Source organism: Edwardsiella sp. EA181011 (genome assembly GCF_000800725.1).
GTDB lineage: Bacteria > Pseudomonadota > Gammaproteobacteria > Enterobacterales > Enterobacteriaceae > Edwardsiella > Edwardsiella anguillarum.
The window spans coordinates 3,683,494-3,704,798 of the sequence record NZ_CP011364.1 but is presented as its reverse complement, the minus strand read 5'-3'; the positions used below and the strand labels follow the sequence as shown (position 1 = coordinate 3,704,798).

16 protein-coding genes, 1 tRNA gene and 1 pseudogene are annotated in these 21,305 nt (G+C 57.2%); 12 read left to right on the top strand and 6 right to left on the bottom strand.

Annotated features, from left to right (window positions below):
* Positions 1-15: 15 nt before the first annotated feature.
* Both gadC and QY76_RS16395 read right to left on the bottom strand, forming a co-directional pair.
* A complete protein-coding gene (gene gadC / locus QY76_RS16400; protein ID WP_045425067.1) occupies positions 16-1,467 on the bottom strand; it encodes a putative glutamine/gamma-aminobutyrate antiporter GadC in 1,452 nt (483 codons plus the stop codon).
* 169 nt (positions 1,468-1,636) lie between these two features.
* Positions 1,637-3,349 carry a pyridoxal-dependent decarboxylase gene (locus QY76_RS16395; protein ID WP_034163257.1) on the bottom strand — a complete coding sequence of 571 codons (1,713 nt, stop codon included), beginning with the start codon at positions 3,347-3,349 and terminating at the stop codon, positions 1,637-1,639.
* A gap of 724 nt (positions 3,350-4,073) precedes the next feature.
* On the opposite strand from QY76_RS16395, the gene dinB reads away from it, so the two are divergent.
* From dinB to blc, 4 genes are all read left to right on the top strand, one after another.
* A complete protein-coding gene (gene dinB / locus QY76_RS16390; protein ID WP_045425065.1) occupies positions 4,074-5,132 on the top strand; it encodes a DNA polymerase IV in 1,059 nt (352 codons plus the stop codon).
* A gap of 99 nt (positions 5,133-5,231) precedes the next feature.
* Positions 5,232-6,485, top strand: coding sequence for a peptidase T (gene pepT, locus QY76_RS16385; RefSeq protein WP_045425063.1), 1,254 nt, complete (start codon positions 5,232-5,234; stop codon positions 6,483-6,485).
* Entirely contained in the window at positions 6,482-7,843 is a 1,362-nt protein-coding gene (gene dcuC, locus QY76_RS16380; RefSeq protein WP_045425056.1) for a C4-dicarboxylate transporter DcuC, read from the top strand. The genes pepT and dcuC overlap by 4 nt, the downstream gene beginning before the upstream one ends.
* Before the next feature lie 134 nt (positions 7,844-7,977).
* Positions 7,978-8,502 (top strand): outer membrane lipoprotein Blc, encoded by a 525-nt coding sequence (gene blc / locus QY76_RS16375; RefSeq protein WP_045425054.1) that lies wholly within the window; start codon positions 7,978-7,980, stop codon positions 8,500-8,502.
* 84 nt (positions 8,503-8,586) lie between these two features.
* On the opposite strand, the gene pepD is transcribed toward blc, so the two are convergent.
* A complete protein-coding gene (gene pepD / locus QY76_RS16370) occupies positions 8,587-10,047 on the bottom strand; it encodes a beta-Ala-His dipeptidase (RefSeq protein ID WP_034163262.1) in 1,461 nt (486 codons plus the stop codon).
* A 413-nt stretch (positions 10,048-10,460) separates the two neighbouring features.
* On the opposite strand from pepD, the gene gpt reads away from it, so the two are divergent.
* From gpt to proA, 5 genes are all read left to right on the top strand, one after another.
* The gene (gene gpt / locus QY76_RS16365) at positions 10,461-10,919 is read left to right on the top strand and encodes a xanthine phosphoribosyltransferase (protein ID WP_012847660.1); all 459 of its coding nucleotides are present in this window, start codon (positions 10,461-10,463) and stop codon (positions 10,917-10,919) included.
* 184 nt (positions 10,920-11,103) lie between these two features.
* A complete protein-coding gene (gene frsA, locus QY76_RS16360; protein WP_034163263.1) occupies positions 11,104-12,369 on the top strand; it encodes an esterase FrsA in 1,266 nt (421 codons plus the stop codon).
* A 61-nt stretch (positions 12,370-12,430) separates the two neighbouring features.
* Positions 12,431-12,832 carry a sigma factor-binding protein Crl gene (gene crl / locus QY76_RS16355; protein ID WP_034163264.1) on the top strand — a complete coding sequence of 134 codons (402 nt, stop codon included), beginning with the start codon at positions 12,431-12,433 and terminating at the stop codon, positions 12,830-12,832.
* Positions 12,833-13,024: 192 nt separating this feature from the next.
* Positions 13,025-14,131, top strand: a complete 1,107-nt coding sequence (gene proB / locus QY76_RS16350; protein ID WP_015870316.1) for a glutamate 5-kinase — start codon at positions 13,025-13,027, stop codon at positions 14,129-14,131.
* Between the two features lie 9 nt (positions 14,132-14,140).
* Positions 14,141-15,394 carry a glutamate-5-semialdehyde dehydrogenase gene (proA, locus tag QY76_RS16345; protein WP_034163265.1) on the top strand — a complete coding sequence of 418 codons (1,254 nt, stop codon included), beginning with the start codon at positions 14,141-14,143 and terminating at the stop codon, positions 15,392-15,394.
* Positions 15,395-15,462: 68 nt separating this feature from the next.
* Here proA and QY76_RS16340 read toward each other — a convergent pair.
* Positions 15,463-16,493, bottom strand: a pseudogene (locus tag QY76_RS16340) (NADP-dependent oxidoreductase).
* Between the two features lie 216 nt (positions 16,494-16,709).
* Between QY76_RS16340 and QY76_RS16335 the strand changes: the two are divergent.
* The 3 genes from QY76_RS16335 to QY76_RS18350 all read left to right on the top strand — a co-directional run bounded on the left by QY76_RS16335 (position 16,710) and on the right by QY76_RS18350 (position 19,608).
* Positions 16,710-16,785, top strand: a tRNA-Thr gene (locus QY76_RS16335).
* Between the two features lie 162 nt (positions 16,786-16,947).
* Positions 16,948-18,108: an integrase arm-type DNA-binding domain-containing protein gene (locus QY76_RS16330; protein ID WP_045425051.1), complete on the top strand. Its 1,161-nt coding sequence runs from the start codon at positions 16,948-16,950 to the stop codon at positions 18,106-18,108.
* Entirely contained in the window at positions 18,109-19,608 is a 1,500-nt protein-coding gene (locus tag QY76_RS18350; RefSeq protein WP_071844207.1) for a hypothetical protein, read from the top strand.
* Between the two features lie 38 nt (positions 19,609-19,646).
* Here QY76_RS18350 and QY76_RS16325 read toward each other — a convergent pair whose 3' ends face one another.
* Positions 19,647-20,426: a hypothetical protein gene (locus QY76_RS16325; RefSeq protein WP_045425049.1), complete on the bottom strand. Its 780-nt coding sequence runs from the start codon at positions 20,424-20,426 to the stop codon at positions 19,647-19,649.
* A 294-nt stretch (positions 20,427-20,720) separates the two neighbouring features.
* The gene (locus tag QY76_RS16320; protein ID WP_045425047.1) at positions 20,721-21,296 is read right to left on the bottom strand and encodes a phage polarity suppression protein; all 576 of its coding nucleotides are present in this window, start codon (positions 21,294-21,296) and stop codon (positions 20,721-20,723) included.
* Positions 21,297-21,305 lie beyond the last annotated feature (9 nt).

The following is a 21,305-nucleotide window of genomic DNA, read 5'->3' as shown; positions in this document are numbered from 1 at the left end:
GCCCGGGTGTGGCGGTTACTGCCGATCGGCGTTGGCCGGTTGCCAAGAGGGCTTGCGGCAGGCGTAGACAATCAGCGGAATAACGAAGAAGCAGACCGATCCGATCATCAGGATCAGGATATAGCTGCCCGGATTACCGACCGGGATCTGGGAGGGGGGAATGAAGCTGAGGACGAAAGCCACCAGGGAGCCGATAAAGCCGGCGCCGGCGATAACCCACATCCCCAGCGCACCGCCGGGGACCCGATACGGACGCGGCGTGTTGGGCTCTTTATAGCGCAGGTAAATTGCGGCGGCGAACATCATGATGTACATCAGCAGATAGAGGATGGTCGCCAGCTGTCCCAGGATCTGATAGGCGGACTGCACGGAGGGCAGCACCACCAGCAGAACGGAGATGATGCTGACCACGATGCCCTGGAAGATCAGAATGTGCTGCTGCACGCCGTGGCGGTTGGTCTTCTGTAAAAAGGGCGGCAGATAGCCGGAGCGGCCGACCTGCAGCAGACCGGTGGACGGGCCCGCGACGATGGCGGTAATTTGCCCCAGCACCCCGAACGCCAGCATGGCGGCCAGAACCTCGCCCAGCCAGTGCAGGCCAAAGTGGTCGAACAGCGCGTTATAGGCGATGAGCAGGCTCTGCACCAGGTTGATTTGCTGTTTGGGGATCAGGGTGGCGATACACAGGGTGCCGAAGACAAAGATAACGACGGTGGCGACGGCGGCGCTGATGATGGCCAGCGGATAGTTGTGCGACGGGTTGTCCACCTCGACCACGTGGACGGCGTTGATCTCCATCCCGCCGAAGAACAGGAAGATGCTGGAGGCCAGCACCAGATTGTTCAGGTTAGTCAGGTCGGGGAAGAAGTCGGCGGCGCGTGCCACAAAGTGCACCGGATTACCGTTGAGGACGTATACCAGCGTCAGCACCATCAGGATGATGGTCGGGATGATGGTCCCGATAAGCCCGCCCAGCGTCGCCAGCTTGGCGGAGGATTTAATTCCGCGCAGGGCGACCAGGGTGGCCAGCCAGTAGACCAGCAGCAGGATCACCACGGTATACAGCCGGTTGGCGGCCAGGTGGGAGTCGACGTCGGGGTGCGGCCCGATGAAGGCCAGCGACACGGCGGCGAAGATCAGCACCGTAGGAAACCAAATGGTGGTCGCCACCCACTGTAGATAGATGGCGACGAACCCCCAGCGGTGGCCAAAGGCTTCACCGATCCAGCGGAAGACGCCGCCTTTCTGCGGCCAGCCGGTCGCCAGCTCGGCGGCCACCAGTGAAACGGGAATTAAAAAGAAAACGGCGGCAAAAAGATAATAGAAGGCGGATGTAATACCATACTCGGCTTCGGATGGCAGACCACGTAAACTGACCACCGTGGTGATATTCATGATTGCCAGCGTCATAATGCTGAGCTTGGCGGAAGGTTTCCCTTGCGTCGTGGAGTCCGATGTGGAGGCCATAAATGCTCCTTGATAAAACCTGATTTATGCGTGTTTCATGGGTCAGCGATGCGAAAATAAAGAGGCATATAGGCCGGGATAACCCGGCCTGTGCATATATTGATGGCGGTGTCCTGCGGCGGGTTATACGCATCGATATGATGCCCCGTCGCGGAACAGTCGCGTGGCATTATTTAATGCCAAGCACCTCATTACGTGCGGCAGTGACGCAATCTACAACGTGCTGCATAATTTCATGGGTTAAATGAACATTCATCGGATACACTTTCAGGGCAAATACGGTTGCATCCGGGTCGTGCGCGTCGCGGTTATATTCAGTCACCCGGAAGCCGGTGCTGAAGCTCATGTACGGAGTATATTGTCCGTTGATTTTCTTACCGCTACGGAACCACTCGTAAAGTTTATTACCGACGTCCATGGTTAGTTTGTTATTGGCGATCAGCTGAGATTTGTAGGACGGATCGCTGAGCTCATGCTGATATTGCTGATGAGCCATAACGCCTTCCGGGTAAATACGGAACAGCGTTACCAGGCTGTAGTCATCGGGGTTGACGCAGACGGTGGCGGCATTTTCATGCAGCAGGTTACGCAGGTAATACTGGTTCTCCAAAATCCCGCCCATGATGGCCTGGAAGCCCTCATAGCCGAAGTATTTCATCGTGGCCCAGCCAGCCAGCGCGCCGGTCGCCGCACGGGAGACCTCCAGCGTGTAGTCCAGCGGGTTGTACGGGGAGCGCGGCTGCAGATAGGCGGAGCCCGGACGTTTCAGGATGCTTTCAAACTCCTCCGCGTTGCGGTAGGTGAAGCAGCTGCTGGCGTAGGGGGTAAAGCCGGCTTTATGGAAGTCAAAGCCGATAGCATCAGCGTACTTCATGTCCTGCAGCGCGCGGCAGTTGGCCTCGATGAACGGCAGCAGCTCTTCGGTGAACTGCAGCGGGTTCTTGGCAAAATCATATTTCTTAAAGGCCAGCCATGACCAGCTGGTGACGGCATCGCAGTACAGCAGCGCCTTGCCGTAGGGGGCGGCGTTGGGGTATTGATCCAGCAGCTTACGTACCCCGCCCACCGGGTCAAAGGCGTTAGCGTCGGTGGTCCCCATGGTACATACCACGGAGGCAACCGGGATTTTCTTGGCCTGCAGCGATTTCAGCACCGCCTCCAGGTCGTTCAGATCCATCGCGTTGGTGTCAGGATCGGTCTTGATGCGGATGATGTTGTCCATCCCCAGGCCCATCCAGTCGGTGCTGTTCAGCATCGTGTAGTGTGCCTGCTGAGAGCACAGCACCTTGGCATCGGTACGGACGCCGCTGTGGCGGGAGTTCGGCAATACGCGGGTCAGCGCATATTTAACATGGTAGGTCCAGCAGCCTGAGCCGCCGTAGGTGTACAGACAGCCGGCGTGTTTGGCGTCCCAGCCGACCATGTTGGCCAGCATCCCGGCGCTTTCCAGCTCGGCGCGGTGAACGTTCCAGGAGTATTCCCCTTCCAAAATATTCGGGGAGAAAATTTCTGACATCACGGCCGCGATAATAGAGGCGGTATTCGCCTGCGGGATCACGTTACACATGGTCAGCGGATGGCCCCAGTTAGGCAGCCCTTCAAACAGAGCGCTGGTATCAGCAATGACCTGGTCGCTGCTACTCATTTTATCGGCCATTTCAATGTCTTTGACTTTATCGAAATCGATAGTCAAAGCCGGATTCTGTCCCAAATAGGCGGGGCCGCCGTCGGCAGGACGTAGCTTATTCAGCTGTTCAATGGCTTTGGCTATCGATTTGGTTAAAGGATCATGATCGTCACTGAATGCAGACGGAAATGCAGAGCGCATCTCTTCGCGGTATTTTGTCCACTGTTTGTCATTATTACAGTTACACGTTTTCATTTTTAATGTCCTTGATATGGTCTCTATCACGTGAGTGATAAGCCGTAGACCCATTTTTCGCTGGTATGACATCACAGCGCAAAGGAAAACGACTCAGGGAATGTCACTAAAGCCTATATTGCATGTATTAACTCTGTTTTCTGGAAACAAAAATCCCGGCTGTATTAAAACAGCGTGTTGTACTGTGTTGAGCGCATCGATTAAAATAAATCATGCTTGGCTCAGCTAACGTTTTTAATTCTAGCACCGCAGCTGCAGTCATCATGAAATAAAGAGTGTAAACACGACAAAAAGCCGATCGCGATGTAAAGTGGGCCAATTATTTTATAATACAAATTGAACTATATTGTGAGTGTACTATTACGTGATGGTCATCCCAATTGTGGCGCAATATCATGATTATGCAAATCCTGTGCCTGAATATTTAAACGCTTTTGGTTGCTAGTTTCGTATGAAACAGAGTTGGTGATATATGAAACATTATGCAATGGTTGTTTTTAATTATTATGAATGATAATTGTGCTGAGGATATTTTGCGTATATTTAATATCACCCTGCTGTAATTAAAACGTGCTTAGAGTTTAACGGCGTCATTATTTATGAACGGACGGGAACGGTTTTCCCGGCAGGCCATGCCCCACCGCCTCCTCACGATAGCGCGACGGTTGAATCGACTCAATTGTGCTGTATACTTATACAGTGCAACTGAGGCGTGGGCAGGCTGATGGGTAAGATCATTCACATCGATATGGACTGTTTTTTTGCGGCGGTCGAGATGCGGGATTTTCCGGCGCTGCGCGAGGTGCCGCTGGCCATCGGCGGCAGCGGCGAGCGGCGTGGCGTGATCAGCACCGCCAACTATGCGGCGCGGCGCTACGGTGTCCGCAGCGCCATGCCGACGGCGCAGGCCCTGAAGCTGTGCCCCCATCTGACGCTGCGTCCAGGGCGCATGGCGGTGTATAAGAGCGTCTCTGGTGAAATCCAACGCATCTTTCAGCGTTACACCCCGTTGGTCGAGCCGCTGTCGCTGGATGAGGCCTATCTGGACGTCAGCGACTGTCCGCTGCACCACGGCTCGGCCACGCTGATAGCCCGGCAGATCCGCGCCGATATCGCCGCCGAGCTGCGGCTGACGGCCTCGGCCGGCGTCGCTCCGCTGAAGTTTCTGGCGAAAATCGCCTCTGACATTAACAAACCCAACGACCAATATGTGATCCCGCCGGAGCAGGTCGATGCCTTTGTTCAGGCTCTGCCGCTGGCGAAGCTCCCCGGCGTGGGGAAGGTGACCGCCGCCCGTTTAGCCGAGCTGGGGCTGCATACCTGCGCCGACGTGCGCGCCTACGATCTGGCCACGCTGCTGCGCCGCTTCGGCAAGTTTGGCCGCGTGCTGTGGGAGCGTAGCCTGGGGCGCGATGAGCGCGAGGTCAACCCCGCTCGGCAGCGTAAATCGGTAGGCGTGGAGAAGACGCTGGCGCAGGATATCGGCGACTGGGCGGCATGCCGTCAGCTGATCGAGCAGCTGTATCCCGAGCTAGAACGGCGGCTGGCCAGAGTCCAGCCGGATCTGCGCATTGCCCGCCAGGGGGTAAAGCTCAAGTTTGCCGACTTTCAGCTGACCACGCAGGAGCACGTTTACCCCTATCTGGATCGGGACGATCTGCTGGCGGTGGCGCGGCAGGCGTGGGATTTGCGCCGCGCCGGACGCGGCGTGCGTTTGGTGGGGCTGCATGTGATGCTGCCCGACCCCGGGCAGCAGAAGCAGCTGTCGCTGGACATTCTTTGAGCCCGGCGCGGCTTTATCGTCGTTCTTGCGGGCGCTTCAAACTTTTATGACACCATTGCTTTTATAATTCCGTCGGTTGACCCTAAAGGAATCTAAGTAATGGATATTATTGACCGTTTTATTAGTTACACCCAAATTAATACCACCACCGATCGTGAGAAAGGGGCCCAGGGCATCATGCCGTCGTCGCCGGGTCAGCGGGTGCTGGCGCAGCGCCTGGGAGAGGAGCTGCGCGCGCTCGGCCTGCAGGAGGTGCAGGTCAGGGAGAATGCCATCGTCACCGCGACGCTACCGGCTAACTGCGATCGGCCGCTGCCGACGGTGGCCTTTTTTGCTCATCTGGACACCAGCGCCGAGCAGAGCGCCGATACCCACGCCCAGGTGCTGCCTTACCGCGGCGGCGATCTGTGTCTGAACGCCGAGCGGCAGATCTTTCTGCGCCAGAGCGCGTTTCCCGAGCTGGCCGACTACGTTGGCGATGATCTGATCGTGACCGACGGCACCAGTCTACTGGGGGCGGACGACAAGGCGGCCATCGCCGCCATCATGAACGCCCTGCAGCACCTGCAGGCCAACCCGCAGATTGCCCACGGCCCGGTCAAGGTGGGCTTTGTCCCGGACGAGGAGCAGGGGCTGCGCGGCGCCAAGGCGTTCGATACCGAGGCCTTCGGCGCTGACTTTGCCTATACCCTGGACTGCTGCGGCATCGGCGAACTGGTGTGTGAAAACTGGAACGCCGGCGATGTTGAGGTGATCTTTACCGGCGCCTCGGCGCACCCGATGTCGGCCAAGGGCAAGCTGAAGAACTCGCTGCTGATGGCCCATAAGTTCATCGCCATGCTGCCGCCGGGCGAGGCGCCGGAGTACACCGAAGGGCGTGAGGGTTACTACTGGGTGAAGCAGCTGTCGGGCAACAGCGCGCGTACCGTGCTCAAGCTGGATATCCGCGACTTTACCGACGCAGGCTATCGCCAGCGGATGGCGTTTATCCGCCAGCTGGCGCAGAGCTGTGAGGCGCTGTGGGGCGAGGGGAGCGTCGTGGCCCACCTCGCTGATCGCTATGCCAACGTGGCCAACAGCCTGCAGGGCGCCGCGAGTTTCCCGGTGGAGATCGCCCTGCGCGCCTACCGGCGCTGCGGTATTACCCCGCGCCCGGTGCCGATGCGCGGCGGCTATGACGGCGCGGTGCTGTCGCAGAAGGGACTGCCCTGTCCCAACCTGTTTACCGGCGCGCATAACTTTCACTCCATCTATGAATACCTGCCGGTGAAATCCCTGCAGGCGGCCAGCGACGTGGTGGTTGCGGCGATCGTCGAGACCCACGCCCACTTCAGCGCAGAGGAGACGGCATGATCCAGGTGATTATCGCGCTGCTGGTGATCGTGGCGGTGGCCCGCCTGATCCTGCGCGGCTATAAGGCGGAGCCGGTGCTGCTGGTGGCCGGCCTGCTGCTGATGTTCTGCACCCAGCTGGCGGGCTGGGGCAGCGTGTTGCCGAAAGGGGTGGCCACGACCGGGATCGCGGCGCTCGACCCCTTTGAGGTGATGCGCGATCTGTTCAGCACCCGGGCGGCGGATCTGGGGCTGATGATCATGGCGCTGATGGGCTTTGCCCACTATATGGATCACATCGGCGCCAACGAGGCGGTGGTGCGGGTGGTGACCCGCCCGCTGCGTCGCCTGCAGTCGCCCTATACCCTGCTGTTCTTCTCTTACCTGCTGGCCAGCCTGCTGCAGCTGGCCATTCCGTCGGCTACCGGCCTGGCGGTATTGCTGATGGGCACCATGTTCCCCATCATGCTGGGGCTCGGGCTGTCCGCCGCGTCGGCGGCGGGGGTGATCGCGACGTCGCTCGGGGTGGCCTATACCCCGACGGCGATCGACGCCATCCGCGGCGCCAAGGCCGTTGAGATGGATGTGGTGGAGTATGTGCTGTACCACCAGGGGCCCGCGGCGCTGGCGACGGTGCTGGTGGTCGGCATCTGCCATGTCTTCTGGCAGCGCCACTGCGATCGGCGCGCCGGCACGCTGCCGCAGGCGGCGGTACGGCAGCAGGAGGATGCGCCCGCCCGCTCCCCCGCCTTTTATGCGCTGCTGCCGATGCTGCCGATTCTGATGGCGGTCGGCTCCTCCAAGCTGTTTGTCAGCGGCATCAACCTGAATATCGTCACCATCGTGATGATCGCCATGGCGATCTGCATGCTGATCGAACTGCTGCGCCTGCGCGACTTCAAGTCGGTGTGCGACGGGTTTAGCCACTTTCTGAAAGGGATGGGGCAGGCGTTTGCCGGTGTGGTTGGCCTGCTGGTGGCCGCCGGGGTCTTTGCGCACGGCATCAAGGTGATCGGCGCCATCGATCAGGTGATCCTGCTGGCCGAACACGTCGGGCTGCCCCCTTTCGCCATGGCCATTGTCTTTGCGCTGGTGACCTTCGCTGCCGCGATTATCATGGGATCGGGCAATGCGCCTTTCCTGGCCTTCGTGGAGCTGATCCCGCAGATCGCCAGCAGCATGGGCGCCAACGCGGTGGCGATGATCCTGCCGATGCAGCAGGCCTCCCATATGGGGCGCGCGCTGTCGCCGGTCTCCGGGGTGGTGATCGCCGTCTCCAGCGGCGCCAAACTCTCGCCCTTTGAGGTGGTGCGGCGTACCTCGGTACCGCTGATCGCGGGCTTTCTCTTCCATACGGTGCTGATCGGCCTGTTCTACTGAGTATTGGCGTGACGCGCCAAGGGTGAGAGCGCATCGGTGCGATGGGGCCGCAGAGTGAAGACGGCGGCCTCTTTTTTTGCCTGCCGTAAAGCGGACTACACTGAGATCATCCGAGGGAGAGAAGGAGAGCGTCGATGAAAGCGTGGCCAGCGCTGTGCGCCGTCCCCCTGGCGCTGTTGCTGGCGGCCTGTCGCTCGCCGGCCCCGCCGCGCGGCGTCGAGCCGCTGCGGGGGTTTGACGTCGCGCGTTATCTGGGCACCTGGTATGAGGTTGCCCGTCTGGACAACCGCTTTGAGCGTGGGCTAACGCAGGTGAGCGCCCACTATGCCTTACGCGAGGATGGCGGCATCAGCGTGCTCAACCGCGGCTACGATGCGCAGCGGCGGCGCTGGCGTCAGAGTCAGGGCAAGGCCTACTTTATCACCGGGCCGACGACGGCGGCGCTGAAGGTCTCCTTCTTTGGGCCGTTCTACGGCGGCTACAACGTGATCGCGCTGGACGATGACTACCGCTATGCGCTGGTCTGTGGGTCAAACCGCCGCTACCTGTGGATCCTGTCGCGAACGCCGACGCTTCCGCCCGCGGTCAGGCAGGCGTATATCCGCCGGGCGGGCGCGCTCGGGTTTGCGGTAGAGCAACTGCGGTGGGCCGATGGGTAGACAAAAAAATCCGCGCGCCCGAGGGCGTGCGGATGAAGTGTGATTCGCCGCGTCGTCAGTCGCGCGGCGTTCGTCTGCGCGGGATCAGGCTTTTTCCGGGATCGCCTTCAGCAGGGCGGTCAGCAGTTGCCAGTAGCGGCCAACGCTCGGGATGTTGACCTGCTCGTCCGGCGAGTGCGGCCCGGTGATGGTCGGCCCAATGGAGACCATATCCATCAGCGGATAGGGTTTCTTGAACAGACCGCACTCCAGACCGGCATGGATCACCATGATGTTTGGCAGGGTACCGAACAGCTTGTGGTAGGTGTCGCGCACCAGGTGCATCACCGGGGAGCTGGCGTCCGGCTCCCAGCCCGGGTAGCTGCCCTTGGCCTCTACGCGGGCGCCGGCCAGCGCGCCCAGCGAGGTCAGCTGGCTCACCACGGCGTCTTTACCGCTTTCGTTCAGGGAGCGGATCAGGCAGATAACCTGCGCCTCGCTCTCCGCCGTGGTGACCACACCCAGGTTAAGGGAGGTTTCCACTACGCCCTTGACCTCGTCGCTCATGCGGATCACCCCGTTCGGCGTGCTGTTCAGCAGCGCGATAAAGCGGGATTGGCTGGCGGCGTCCAGCGGCAGCAGCGCGCTTTGCGCCGCGTCGACCGTGACGCGCGGGCTCTTCTCAACGGCGCTCAGGTCGTGTGCGACGATCGACTGGAAGTGCTGCGCCAGCGCCTGCAGACGATCGAGGTTTGCCGCCGGCAGCGCCAGGGTGGCGAAGGCTTCGCGCGGGATGGCGTTACGCAGGGTGCCGCCGTTGATGTCCAGCACCCGGGCGCCCAGCTCGTCGGCGTGACCGGCCAGGAAGCGGCCCAGCAGCTTGTTGGCATTGCCCAGCCCCAGATGGATGTCGCCGCCGGAGTGACCGCCCTTCAGCCCTTTGATGCTGAGACGAACCACGCTCAGGCCGGCCGGCATCGCTTCACGCTGCAGCGTCAGGCTGGTGATCACGTCGATGCCGCCGGCGCAGCCCATGTAGACCTCGCCTTCCTCTTCGGAGTCGGTGTTGATCAGGACTTCACCCTGCAGCCAGTTGGGCTGCAGGCCGAAGGCGCCGTCCATGCCGACCTCTTCGGTCATGGTCAGCAGCACTTCCAGCGGGCCGTGAACCACGCTGTCATCGGCCAGCACCGCCAGCGCAGAGGCCATGCCGATGCCGTTATCGGCGCCCAGGGTGGTGCCGCGCGCTTTAACCCAGTCGCCGTCGATATAGGCCTGAATGGGATCGCGGGTAAAATCGTGGTCGGTGTCGTTATTCTTCTGCGGAACCATGTCCAGGTGTGCCTGCAGCACCACCGGAATGCGTTGTTCCATGCCGCGGCTGGCCGGTTTACGCAGCAGGATGTTGCCTACCGCGTCGCGCTCGGCGTGGATCCCTTTCTGGCTGGCCCAGGCCATGATGTGGGCGGCCAGCGCTTCTTCGTGGTAGGAGGGATGCGGAATGGCGCAGATATCGGCAAAGATCTGCCACAGCGGCTGTGGCGACAGTTGAGACACTTCAGACACGTTAAGTCTCCTGATATACGGTTGTGCTGTGAGGGTGCATGCCCGAGTGGGTGTCATGCGATCAAACGCGGGCGTAATGGGTTGCGCACCGCCGCTGGCCGCAGACAATATGCGCGGCACAGCCAGATTTTCAGAGAATACCACCATATTGACCCGGTGGGGCAGGCTTTGACATCAATTTGCCCCTGGGAGGCCGGCTTTGGCATCTATTGGGCAGGGCGCCGGGGCGAAAGTGGCGATGGCGGGGGGCGAATAGACGCACTGCGGCACAATTAGCGCGAGCGCGGCGGCGCTTTGACATCACGGGGCTGGTTTTTATCGTGGCAGGTCACTATAATCTCGCGCAACCTTTTTTCCCCCGACTAATTTATAAGCCATTTAACAGTTTGTTATCATTGGCTGGGATATGTTTTATGAGCGAAAAATACGTTGTGACCTGGGACGTGCTGCAGATGCATGCGCGTAAACTGGCTGCCCGCCTGCTGCCCGCCGAACGCTGGACCGGGATCATCGCGGTAAGCCGCGGCGGCCTGGTGCCCGCGGCTCTGCTGGCGCGTGAGCTGGGTATCCGCCACGTGGATACCGTCTGCATCTCCAGCTATGACCATGATAACCAGCGTGAGCTCAAGGTGCTGAAGTGCGCCGAGGGCGACGGTGAAGGGTTTATCGTGGTAGACGATCTGGTCGATACCGGCGGCACCGCCAAGGCCATTCGCGACATGTATCCCAAGGCGCACTTCGTGACCCTTTTCGCTAAGCCGGCCGGCCGTCCGCTGGTGGACGACTACGTGGTCGATATCCCGCAGAATACCTGGATCGAGCAGCCGTGGGATATGGGCGTCAGCTTCGTCGAGCCCCTGAGCAGCCGTTAATTCGTCCGCGCTTTTCCCTGCGGCGCCCGGCTTTATGCCGGGCGCCGTTGTTTTTGGCGCGCGTCCTGCGTTGCCAATTTCTCTTCGGCTCGGCATGATAAACGGTGCTGCCGTACCGCCTATAATGACAGGGCTGCCCGGCAGTTTCCGTTAGCAACCTGTCTATGGAGGCCATCGTTCCGCTATGAGCGAATCAAACCAACCCCGCGCCAACCTGTCGGAAACGCTGTTCAAACCGCGTTTTAAACACCGCGAAACGTCCACGCTGGTCAATCGCGTCGCCGGCGCGGCGCTCCCCGGCATCAACAGCGCGCTGGATGGCCGTTCGCAGGCGAACTGGTATCGCATTATTAACCGGGTGATGTGGGCCTGGCGCGGCGCCGATCCGCTGGAGGTCGAAATGGTGCTGGCGCGCATTGCCGCCAGCGACGCCGAGCGCAGCGATGAGCGACTGCTGGACACCGTGGTGGGCTACCGCAGCGGCAACTGGATCTATGAGTGGTCTCACCAGGCGATGGCGTGGCAGCAGCGCGCCCAGCAGGAGCCGCAGGCGTCGCGCGCCGGAGAGATGTGGCTGCAGGCGGCCAATCTGTACAGCATTGCCGCCTACCCGCACCTGAAAGGGGACGATCTGGCCGAGCAGGCCGAGGCGCTGGCCAACCGGGCCTACGGCGAGGCCGCCCGCCTGCTGAGATATGAGCTGCGAGAGCTGACCTTCAGCGTGCCCGGCGGCAAGGCGATTACCGGGTTTCTGCACCTGCCGGACGGCGGCGAGGCGGGGCCCTATCCCACCGTGCTGCTGTGCGGCGGCCTCGATATGCTGCAGAGCGACTGCCACCGCCTGTTTCGCGACTATCTGGCGCCGGCCGGAATGGCCATGCTGACCATCGATATGCCGTCGGTAGGCCTCTCATCCCACTATACCCTGTCGCAGGACTCCAGCCGCCTGCACCAGGCGGTGCTGCAGCAGATGGCCGATCTGCCCTGGGTCGACAGCACGCGGATCTCGGCGCTGGGCTTCCGCTTTGGCGCCAACGTGGCGGTACGCCTGGCCTACCTGGAGCCGCGCCGCCTGCGCGCCGTCGCCTGCCTGGGACCGGTGGTGCACCATCTGCTGTGCGACGGCAACCTCCATCAGCGGGTGCCGCCGATGTATATCGACGTGCTGGCCAGCCGCTTGGGCATGGCGTCGGTGTCCGATGCCGCACTGCTGACGGAGCTGCGCTGCTATTCGCTGAAGACCCAGGGGCTGCTGGGGCGCCGCTGCCCCACGCCGATGCTGGCGGCCTATTGGGAGCGCGATCCGTTCTGCCCGCGCCAGGAGGCGCAGCTGATCGCCAACTCCTCCGCGCAGGGGGAGCTGCTGGCGGTCTCCTCATCGCCGCTGTACCAGGGGTTCGATCGTGCGCTACGTCAGATTTGTGAATGGTTCAAGAAGCACTCATATTAATTTAATTGCTTAATTTGGCGGTTTTGTTAAAAGAGGGTAACCGTAATAAGGAGATTGCTTAATGACATTACCCCAAGGCTACCCCAAAGGACGATTGATCAAAAAATTCATGGCGCTGGGACCTTACCTGCGCGCCGATCAGTGCGCCGACAACCGCTTTTTCTTTGACTGCCTGGCCGTATGCGTCAACGTCAAGCCGGACCCGGAGAAGCGTGAGTTCTGGGGCTGGTGGTTGGATCTGCAGGCCGAGGGCGAGCGTTTTCACTACCGCTATGCGCTAGGGCTATACGATAAGGCCGGGCGCTGGCAGACGCTGGAGATCGCCGATCGGCAGGTGAGCGAGCGCCTGCTGCAGACCCTGACCACCTTCCACGGCAATCTGCAGAGCCTGCTGGATACTCTTTCGATGTCGCTGCACCCCGCCGACGACGACTCCCTGCGGCTGAGCCGCGCCGAACGCTGATTTGGATCATACGCAACGCCTTTTCGTCGGCTTTGCGTATGCTTTTACCCCCCGCCTGTTGGCATAATGGGCTACGCCTGATAAAAATGCAGGCGGGGCGAGGCGGCGCCGCGGGCGCCGCCGTCTCCACGTTAGCGTGCCGGGAACCACGGTTCCTCTCTTTATTCTGTGAAAACACAACGGTTATAGAACATGACGAGTGGCAGTCAGACCCTGGTGGTAAAACTGGGCACCAGCGTGTTGACCGGCGGCTCCCGCCGCCTCAACCGCGCCCATATCGTAGAATTGGTCCGGCAGTGTGCCCAGCAGCACGCCGCGGGACACCGTATTGTGATCGTGACCTCCGGGGCGATCGCCGCCGGGCGCGAGCACCTGGGCTACCCGGATCTGCCGGCGACCATCGCCTCTAAGCAGCTGCTGGCGGCGGTGGGGCAGAGCAGCCTGATCCAATTGTGGCAGCAGCTGTTCGCCATCTACGGCATCCATATTGGTCAGGTGCTGCTGACCCGCGCCGATATGGAGGATCGCGAACGCTTCCTCAACGCCCGCGATACCCTGCACGCCCTGATGGACAACCGTATCATTCCGGTGATCAACGAAAACGACGCGGTCGCCACGGCGGAGATCAAGGTGGGTGACAACGACAATCTGTCGGCGCTGGCGGCGATCCTGGCCGGGGCCAACAAACTGCTGCTGCTGACCGATCAGGCCGGGCTGTTTACCGCCGATCCGCGCCATAACCCGGCGGCAGAGCTGATCCGTGAAGTGACCGGTATCGACGATGCGCTGCGCGGCATCGCCGGCGACAGCGTCTCCGGGCTGGGCACCGGCGGTATGACCACCAAGCTGCAGGCCGCCGACGTGGCCTGCCGCGCCGGGATTGAGGTGGTTATCGCCGCGGGCAGCCGTCCCGGCGTGATCGGCGAGGTGATCGACGGAATCTCCGTCGGCACCCGCTTTCACCCCCTGCAGACGCCGCTGGAAAACCGCAAGCGCTGGATCTTTGGCGCCCCGCCGGCCGGTGAAATCGTGGTGGACGACGGCGCGCTGGAGGCGATCGTCACCCGCGGCAGCTCGCTGTTGCCCAAGGGGATCCGCGAAGTGAGCGGTGACTTTTCCCGCGGTGAGGTGGTGCGCATCCGCACGCTGGACGGGCGCGATCTGGCGCACGGCGTCTCCCGCTACAACAGCGATGCGCTGCGCATGATTGCCGGCCACCATTCGCTGCAAATCAGTGCGATCCTCGGCTATGAATATGGCCCGGTAGCCGTACATCGTGACGATATGATCGTCAGCTAAGGAGCCATCATGCTGGAAGAGATGGGTAAGGCCGCCAAACGGGCCTCATATCAGCTGGCGCTGCTGAGCAGCGCCCAGAAAAACCGGGCGCTGGCGCTGATCGCCGATTGCCTGCAGCAGGATAGCGCGGCCATTTTACAGGCCAACGCGGAGGACGTCGCCCAGGCGCGCGCGGACGGCCTGAGCGAGGCGATGCTGGATCGTCTGCTGCTGACCGAATCCCGCCTGGCGGCGATCGCCGCCGACGTCCGCCAGGTATGCAGTCTGCACGATCCGGTCGGTGAGATCATTGATGGCCGCCAGCTGGACAGCGGCCTGAGGCTGCAGCGCCGCCGCGTCCCCCTGGGGGTGATCGGGGTTATCTATGAGGCGCGCCCCAACGTCACGGTGGATGTCGCCTCGCTGTGCCTGAAGACCGGTAACGCAGTGATCCTGCGCGGCGGCAAAGAGACCTGGCGCACCAACCGAGCGACGGTGGCGGCGATCCGCCGAGCGCTGGAGCTGGCCTGCCTGCCGCAGGACGCGGTGCAGGTGATCGAGAGCCCGGATCGGGCGCTGGTCAGCGAACTGCTACGCCTGGATCGCTATGTCGACATGCTGATCCCGCGCGGCGGCGCCGGGCTGCACCGGCTGTGCCGCGAGCAGGCGACGATCCCGGTGATCACCGGCGGCATCGGCGTCTGTCATATCTATGTCGATCGCGGCATGGAGATCGACGCGGCGCTGACGATCATCACCAACGCCAAGACCCAGCGCCCCAGCACCTGCAATACGGTAGAGACGCTGTTGATCAACGCCGCCATCGCTCCCGCCTTTATGCCAGCGCTCAGCGCGCAGATGAAGCGCGCCGGCGTGACTCTGCACGCCTGTCCGCGCGCGCTGCCGCTGCTGCAGGACGGCCCGGCGACGACGGTTGCGCTGGATCCGCAAGCGCTGGACGATGAGTGGCTATCGCTGGATCTCAGCGTGGTGCTGGTGGACGATCTCGATGATGCCATCGACCATATCCGCCTCCACGGCACCCAGCACTCGGACGCCATCCTGACGCGTGACATGCGCGCGGCCGAACGCTTTGTGAATAGCGTGGATTCGGCGGCGGTGTACGTCAACGCCAGCACCCGTTTCACCGACGGCGGCCAGTTTGGCCTGGGGGCGGAGGTCGCGGTGAGCACCCAGAAGCTGCATGCGCGCGGCCCGATGGGGCTGGAGGCGCTGACCACCTACAAATGGATCGGCTACGGCGACGATCTGGTGCGCGCCTGATCGCGTTGCAACGGCTCCCTCTATTGGTGAGCCGTTGCATTAACTTCAGCCTATCAATGTGGGCTCGATCAATCGGCCACTTTCACTAACAGCTTGCCGAAGTTGTTGCCCGAGAGTAGCCCCTGTAACGCGGTTACGGCCTGTTCTAGCCCCTCGATAACATCCTCCCGATACTGGACTGGCCTTGAGCTAGCCACAGGCTCATCTGTTGATAGAAGGCCGCATAATGCTGACCGAAGTCTTGGCCGATGATAAACCCGCGGACTAACAGCCGTTTTCTCAAGATGGTACCCATCAGCATCGGTAAGCGATCGTCGAGATTATCGCTCGTCACACTATTGTATTGGCTGATCAGGCCACAGAGCGGCACGCGAGCCAGGGTGTTGAGTAACGGAAGCACCGCATCGAAGACGGCACCGCCGACATTCTCATAGTAAACGTCGATCCCGTTCGGACAGGCCGCACGTAGCTGGGCGGGGAAGTCGGGCGCGCGGTGATCGATGCAGGCCGCCAGACCGAGGGTATCGCACACGTAGCGACACTTCTCCGCGCCCCCGGCGATCCCGACGGCTCGGGCTCCGCGTAGATGAGCCACTTGGCCAACGACCGGGCCGACTGCGCCGCTCGCGGCGGAAACCACCACCGTCTCACCGGGCTGTGGATCGCCGATGGCGGTCAGCCCCATATAGCCGGTGAATCCCGGCATTCCCAGCACGCCGAGTAACCTGGTGGGGTGCGCCATCCCCGCAGGGACCTTCTGCAAGCCGTCGCCATCGGAGAGGGCATAATCTTGCCAGCCGCTTTGCGCCAGCACCCACTCCCCAGCCTCATAGTCGGGGTGGTGTGAGCACTCGACCCGACATAGGGTGTGGCCGACCATCACGTCACCCAGCTGCATGGCGGGAGTATAGGAGGGGCCATCGTTCATCCGTCCCCGGATATACGGGTCGATAGAGAGGTAGAGGGTACGCAGCAATAGCTGCCCCTGGCCGGGGTGCGGGATGGCAGCCTGCTGTAACTGGATATCCTGCTCTGTCGGCATTCCACAGGGTCGCTGGCGTAGCACGAGACGCCGATTCGTCGTTCCTGTCTGTGTCATCATTTGCTCCTTTGTTGCCGTGTTGTAGGGGTTAACAGGGACAGCCTAGAGCAAAATCGAGTAGGGCAAAGTGACGGCGTTGACGCTATCCCGGCCCATAGCATAAACGGTGCATTGTCGAGTAAATAACCATTTGTTTTGCCAGCTCTTGACGCTCCTTTGGTTTTTCACTATGGTATCTCCCGCACTTCGGGCAACACGCCCAACTCCCTCAGTGCCGATATAGCTCAGTTGGTAGAGCAGCGCATTCGTAATGCGAAGGTCGTAGGTTCGACTCCTATTATCGGCACCATCTCAACTTCCTCAAACGTCCGTATTAGTCCGTAAATCGCCTGATTTGTAACTTTTTTTCTTCTTTTAAGTCCATAGTAGTCCGTAACCATCCAGTAGAATCCGGTACTGAATGTGTATAGGATTGTGTATATGTTCCTGTTCGGTCTGGATTCCTATACACATGCCTTTAAACGATATGCAGATTCGCCGTGCTAAGCCTGAAGCTAAAGCCTATACACTTGGAGATGGGCAAGGGCTGTCTTTGCTTATAGAACCTAATGGAAGCAAGAGCTGGCGGTTCCGTTATCGTTTTGCCGGTAAACCCAAAATGATCTCCCTTGGTGTTTATCCAACCATAACACTTGCCGATGCGCGTTCCCGTCGTGATGAAGCTAGAAAACTTGTGGCGGAAGGAAAGAACCCTAGCGAGGTTCGAAAAGAGCAAAAGCTGGCTCTGCAAACAGAGTCAGAGAACGCCTTCGAAAAGATAGCCAGAGAGTGGCATCAACTTAAATCGGCTAAATGGTCGGCAGGATATGCCTCTGACATCATGGAAGCGTTTAAGAACGATATTTTTCCTTATGTCGGAACAAGGCCAGTGGGAGAGATTAAACCGCTAGAGCTGCTGAACGTTCTGCGTAAAATTGAGAAACGTGGTGCGTTGGAGAAAATGCGGCAGCGTTGCTCCGAAGTGTTTCGCTACGCAATTGCAACGGGTAGGGCGGAGTACAATCCTGCGGCTGATCTCTCCAATGCCCTCGAAGTACATCAATCCAATCATTTTCCGTTCCTGAAAGCTGATGAGATACCCGATTTTCTGCGTGCTTTAGACAGTTATACAGGAAGTCGGCTTGTCCAGATCGCTACTAAATTACTGATGATTACGGGTGTAAGAACCATTGAACTACGTGCGGCATTGTGGTCAGAGTTTGATCTGGATAACGCTATTTGGGAAATTCCTGCTGAAAGGATGAAAATGCGTAGGGCGCACCTTGTGCCATTGTCGACTCAAGCGTTAGATTTACTTAACGAACTTAAAATTATGACTGGGAACTATCGTTATGTTTTTCCAGGACGAAATGATCCGAATAAGCCAATGAGTGAGGCAAGTGTAAATCAAGTAATCAAACGCATTGGCTATGGTGGCAAGGCCACTGGGCACGGATTCAGACATTCAATGTCTACTATTTTGCATGAACATGGCTTTGAATCGACTTGGATAGAAATGCAACTAGCTCATGTTGATAAAAACAGTATCCGAGGAACTTATAACCATGCCCAGTATTTAGATAAACGTAGATTTATGATGCAGTGGTATGCTGATAACATACAGGTGAAATAAATGCAAACTTCAAAAGTTATTAGTAAAAATATCGGGGGAAATGACTCTGAAAAATATCTTTCCAAGCTATGTGAAAAAACCTTCTTAAGTTTATGGAGTTATCCGAATGTTTATACTGATGAAGGAAAAAAGACAGCATCGGGAGATGGGAAGGAGCTTTGTGATCTTCTAGTTGTATTTGAAAATCATGTCATAATATTTTCCGATAAAGATATTTCATTTAAGGACTCAGGGAATTTAAAAGTTGATTGGGGGCGTTGGGTTAAAAGGGCTGTTATTAAATCCGCTGTTCAACTTTATGGTGCTGAGTCATCATTAAAAGAAAGACCCGGTAGGTTATTTCTTGATGCTAAGTGTAATGTCCCTTTTCCAATTAAAGTGCCAAAGTGTGATGAAATCATCGTTCATCGAATTGCTGTCGCCAAGAATGCATCAAAAAAATTTCAAGAGCATTCTGGTGGTTCTGGTAGTTTGATTGTATGCCCGCGCATAGTGGGGAATCAACATTTTGATACTCCGTTTATGATCGGTCAGCCTATTGCTGACAAACCTTATGTTCATGTTTTTGATGATGTTGCTTTAGATATTATACTTTCTGAACTTGATACCATTGCTGACTTTATAGATTATCTTAGTAAGAAGGAAAAATTCATAGCTTCAGGAGGACTAAACTCGGCAGCGGGGGAAGAAGAACTTTTAGCATGGTACTATATAAATGCTAAAGATGGGCGTGAACCGGGTTTTTATATAGAACAAGGAGTTTCAGCTTTGATTGTTGAGGGGGCCTATGGATCGCTAAAAAGTCTTCCTCAATTTATTCGAGGGAAAGAACTAAATTCTCAATCTTATTTTTGGGACGCCTGTATAGAAAATTTCGCGAAACATATGCTTGGTGGAACAATATTGTCTGAAGGGGATTTTTCTTTTGATGACATGACTCGTGGTCTAAGAATTATGGCATCCGAAAGTAGGTTTTCAAGGCGTATACTATCAAATGCAATAATTGAAAAAGTCACATCTATCCCTCATGGGCATAGAGATGTTAGAGTTTTGATCTCACCTAGTAACAGTGATAATGGGTATGTTTGGCTAGTAGTTCCGGTGCCAGAACTTTGCACATCATATGATGATTATAGAAAATATCGAAAAAAAATCCTCTCTATTTACTGTGCTTCAGCAAAGCTAATTTCCCCAGATATGAAATATATAGTAGGAGTTGCCACAGAACCTATGGGGGGAAATGGAGGGGAAGACATGGTGTTTATTGATTCAACTCAGTGGACAGAGGATGACTACGAAAGAGCTCGAAGAGATAGAGATGAATTTCAAGCTTTAGCTCCTAATAATGTTAAAAGAATTGATGGTCATGATTACCAATTCCCCATTCTTCCAGGAGACTACCCTGAAAAAGAAAAATCAAGAGATGGGAAAAACAATAAAGCCAGGATAAAACGAATTAAAAAGGCGCAAAAAAAATCGCGTAGAAATAATAGGAAATGAACTATGATCAATTCAAGGGCCTTTTTAAGGCCTTTGGATCAATCTTCTGAGGGTGATTTAAATTTACAAGATATTTTTCTCTTTATTTTTCTTAATGGTTTTGAAAGATGCCATTTTAAATTGAACAAAGTATCCAATAACTTTTCTGTGTTCTGCTTATTTAGCAGCCTGTGTTCATATCTTATCAACAGAAATATTTTAAGGTAGGGATCGTCAATTTTTTCCTCCAGTTCTTCACAGGCGTAATTGTTGACTCGCTCAAGTGCGATATACTCTATTTTTATTTCTTCGGGTTCCCTTAAGGTTGTTTTTTCCCATTCCAATCTAATTGGTTTGCTAAATAACGATATGTTCTCTTTAATATGCGTCATAACACGTTTAAATCGATTGTTAAATTCTTCATTATCAGTATACATAACTGGTGATTGATTTCCTAATAATGCTGAGTTTTTTTCTCTTTGAAATTTGTAATATTCCTCTGATACTTTTTTGCTAAAGCTGGCTTGGTCTGACTTACTCTTGAATTCTATATATTCATAACTATCCGGGCCATATATTTGCTCAATCCAGTGCAACTGACTGAATTGATTGACTGCTTGTTCTAAATCTTTATCTTCTGATATGTATGTTTTCTGCGACTTTATTTTATAATCAAATATTAGTAAGTCGCAAACATCGAAATAAATTTTGTCATAAATTCTTAATCGTTCTATTTTTCTATTGTATCTTGACTGTCGAATTGTATTTAAAAACCCCAGGCAAGATATGATGAAGCCACCGATGGAAATGTATAAAGAAATTGAAGTGTTATCCTGCACCAATTATCCTCCCTCGAAAAAATTGGATTATTAAGTCTAAAGTCAATTGTATCTTCGGATAAGCTTTTCTATCTCAAAAAATTTAAATGGTCAACTATACTTGCGCGCAATGCTTTCCCCGCCTCGCCTGCCCGCTTCATGGGGTGCTTTTAATGCAGATGCATGAGACGGCGCAGGGGGCGCCAGGACTGGCGCTGCGAGGGTTAGAAAAGATCGAAGGATGCATGCAAAACCATGCACGCTATGCATGCATGGCTTTTTAGAGAAAAAATGCGGGGATTTACGGCGATTTTTTTATGCCGGGCACTGCTGTTCCAGTGCGATTTTTCGGTGCATAAATTTCAGGTTTTCGGCAGGCGTCGTACGGCTGATGGCATCCTGCCGGGCGGCTGTTTCTGGCCGTAGTCCCGCACTGTTTAAAATATCCCGACTGGCCTCCGCGTACTCAATGGCCGGGCTGATGGCCATACTGACGGCCAGCGCTTCCCGCAGGTATTCCAGTGCCCGATCGGCGGCCCGTGTGCGTAACAGTTCCGGTTGATGATTCAGCCCCATTAACTCTGGGGCCAGCGCACTGAGTAGCTCGGTGCCGTGACGTTGCATGAAGCTGCGCAGCTCCGTACGCACACTGACACGCAACAGTTCATCATGGGCATGTAGGTATCGATCGGCGTGTTGATTCATCTCCCACTGTTTCACGGCGATCAATTCACGCAGATAGGCCAGGCGATCGCCAGACTTGCCGCTGCTATCGGCCTGTAGGCTAGCCATCTCCAGCGTCGCCTTGGTCCATGCCTGACGGCTATCCTGCCAACGTGTTTTGGCCGCTTGGCACGTCATTGCCGCTTTTTGTAATGGGGTTGTCGTCATGTTGGTGTT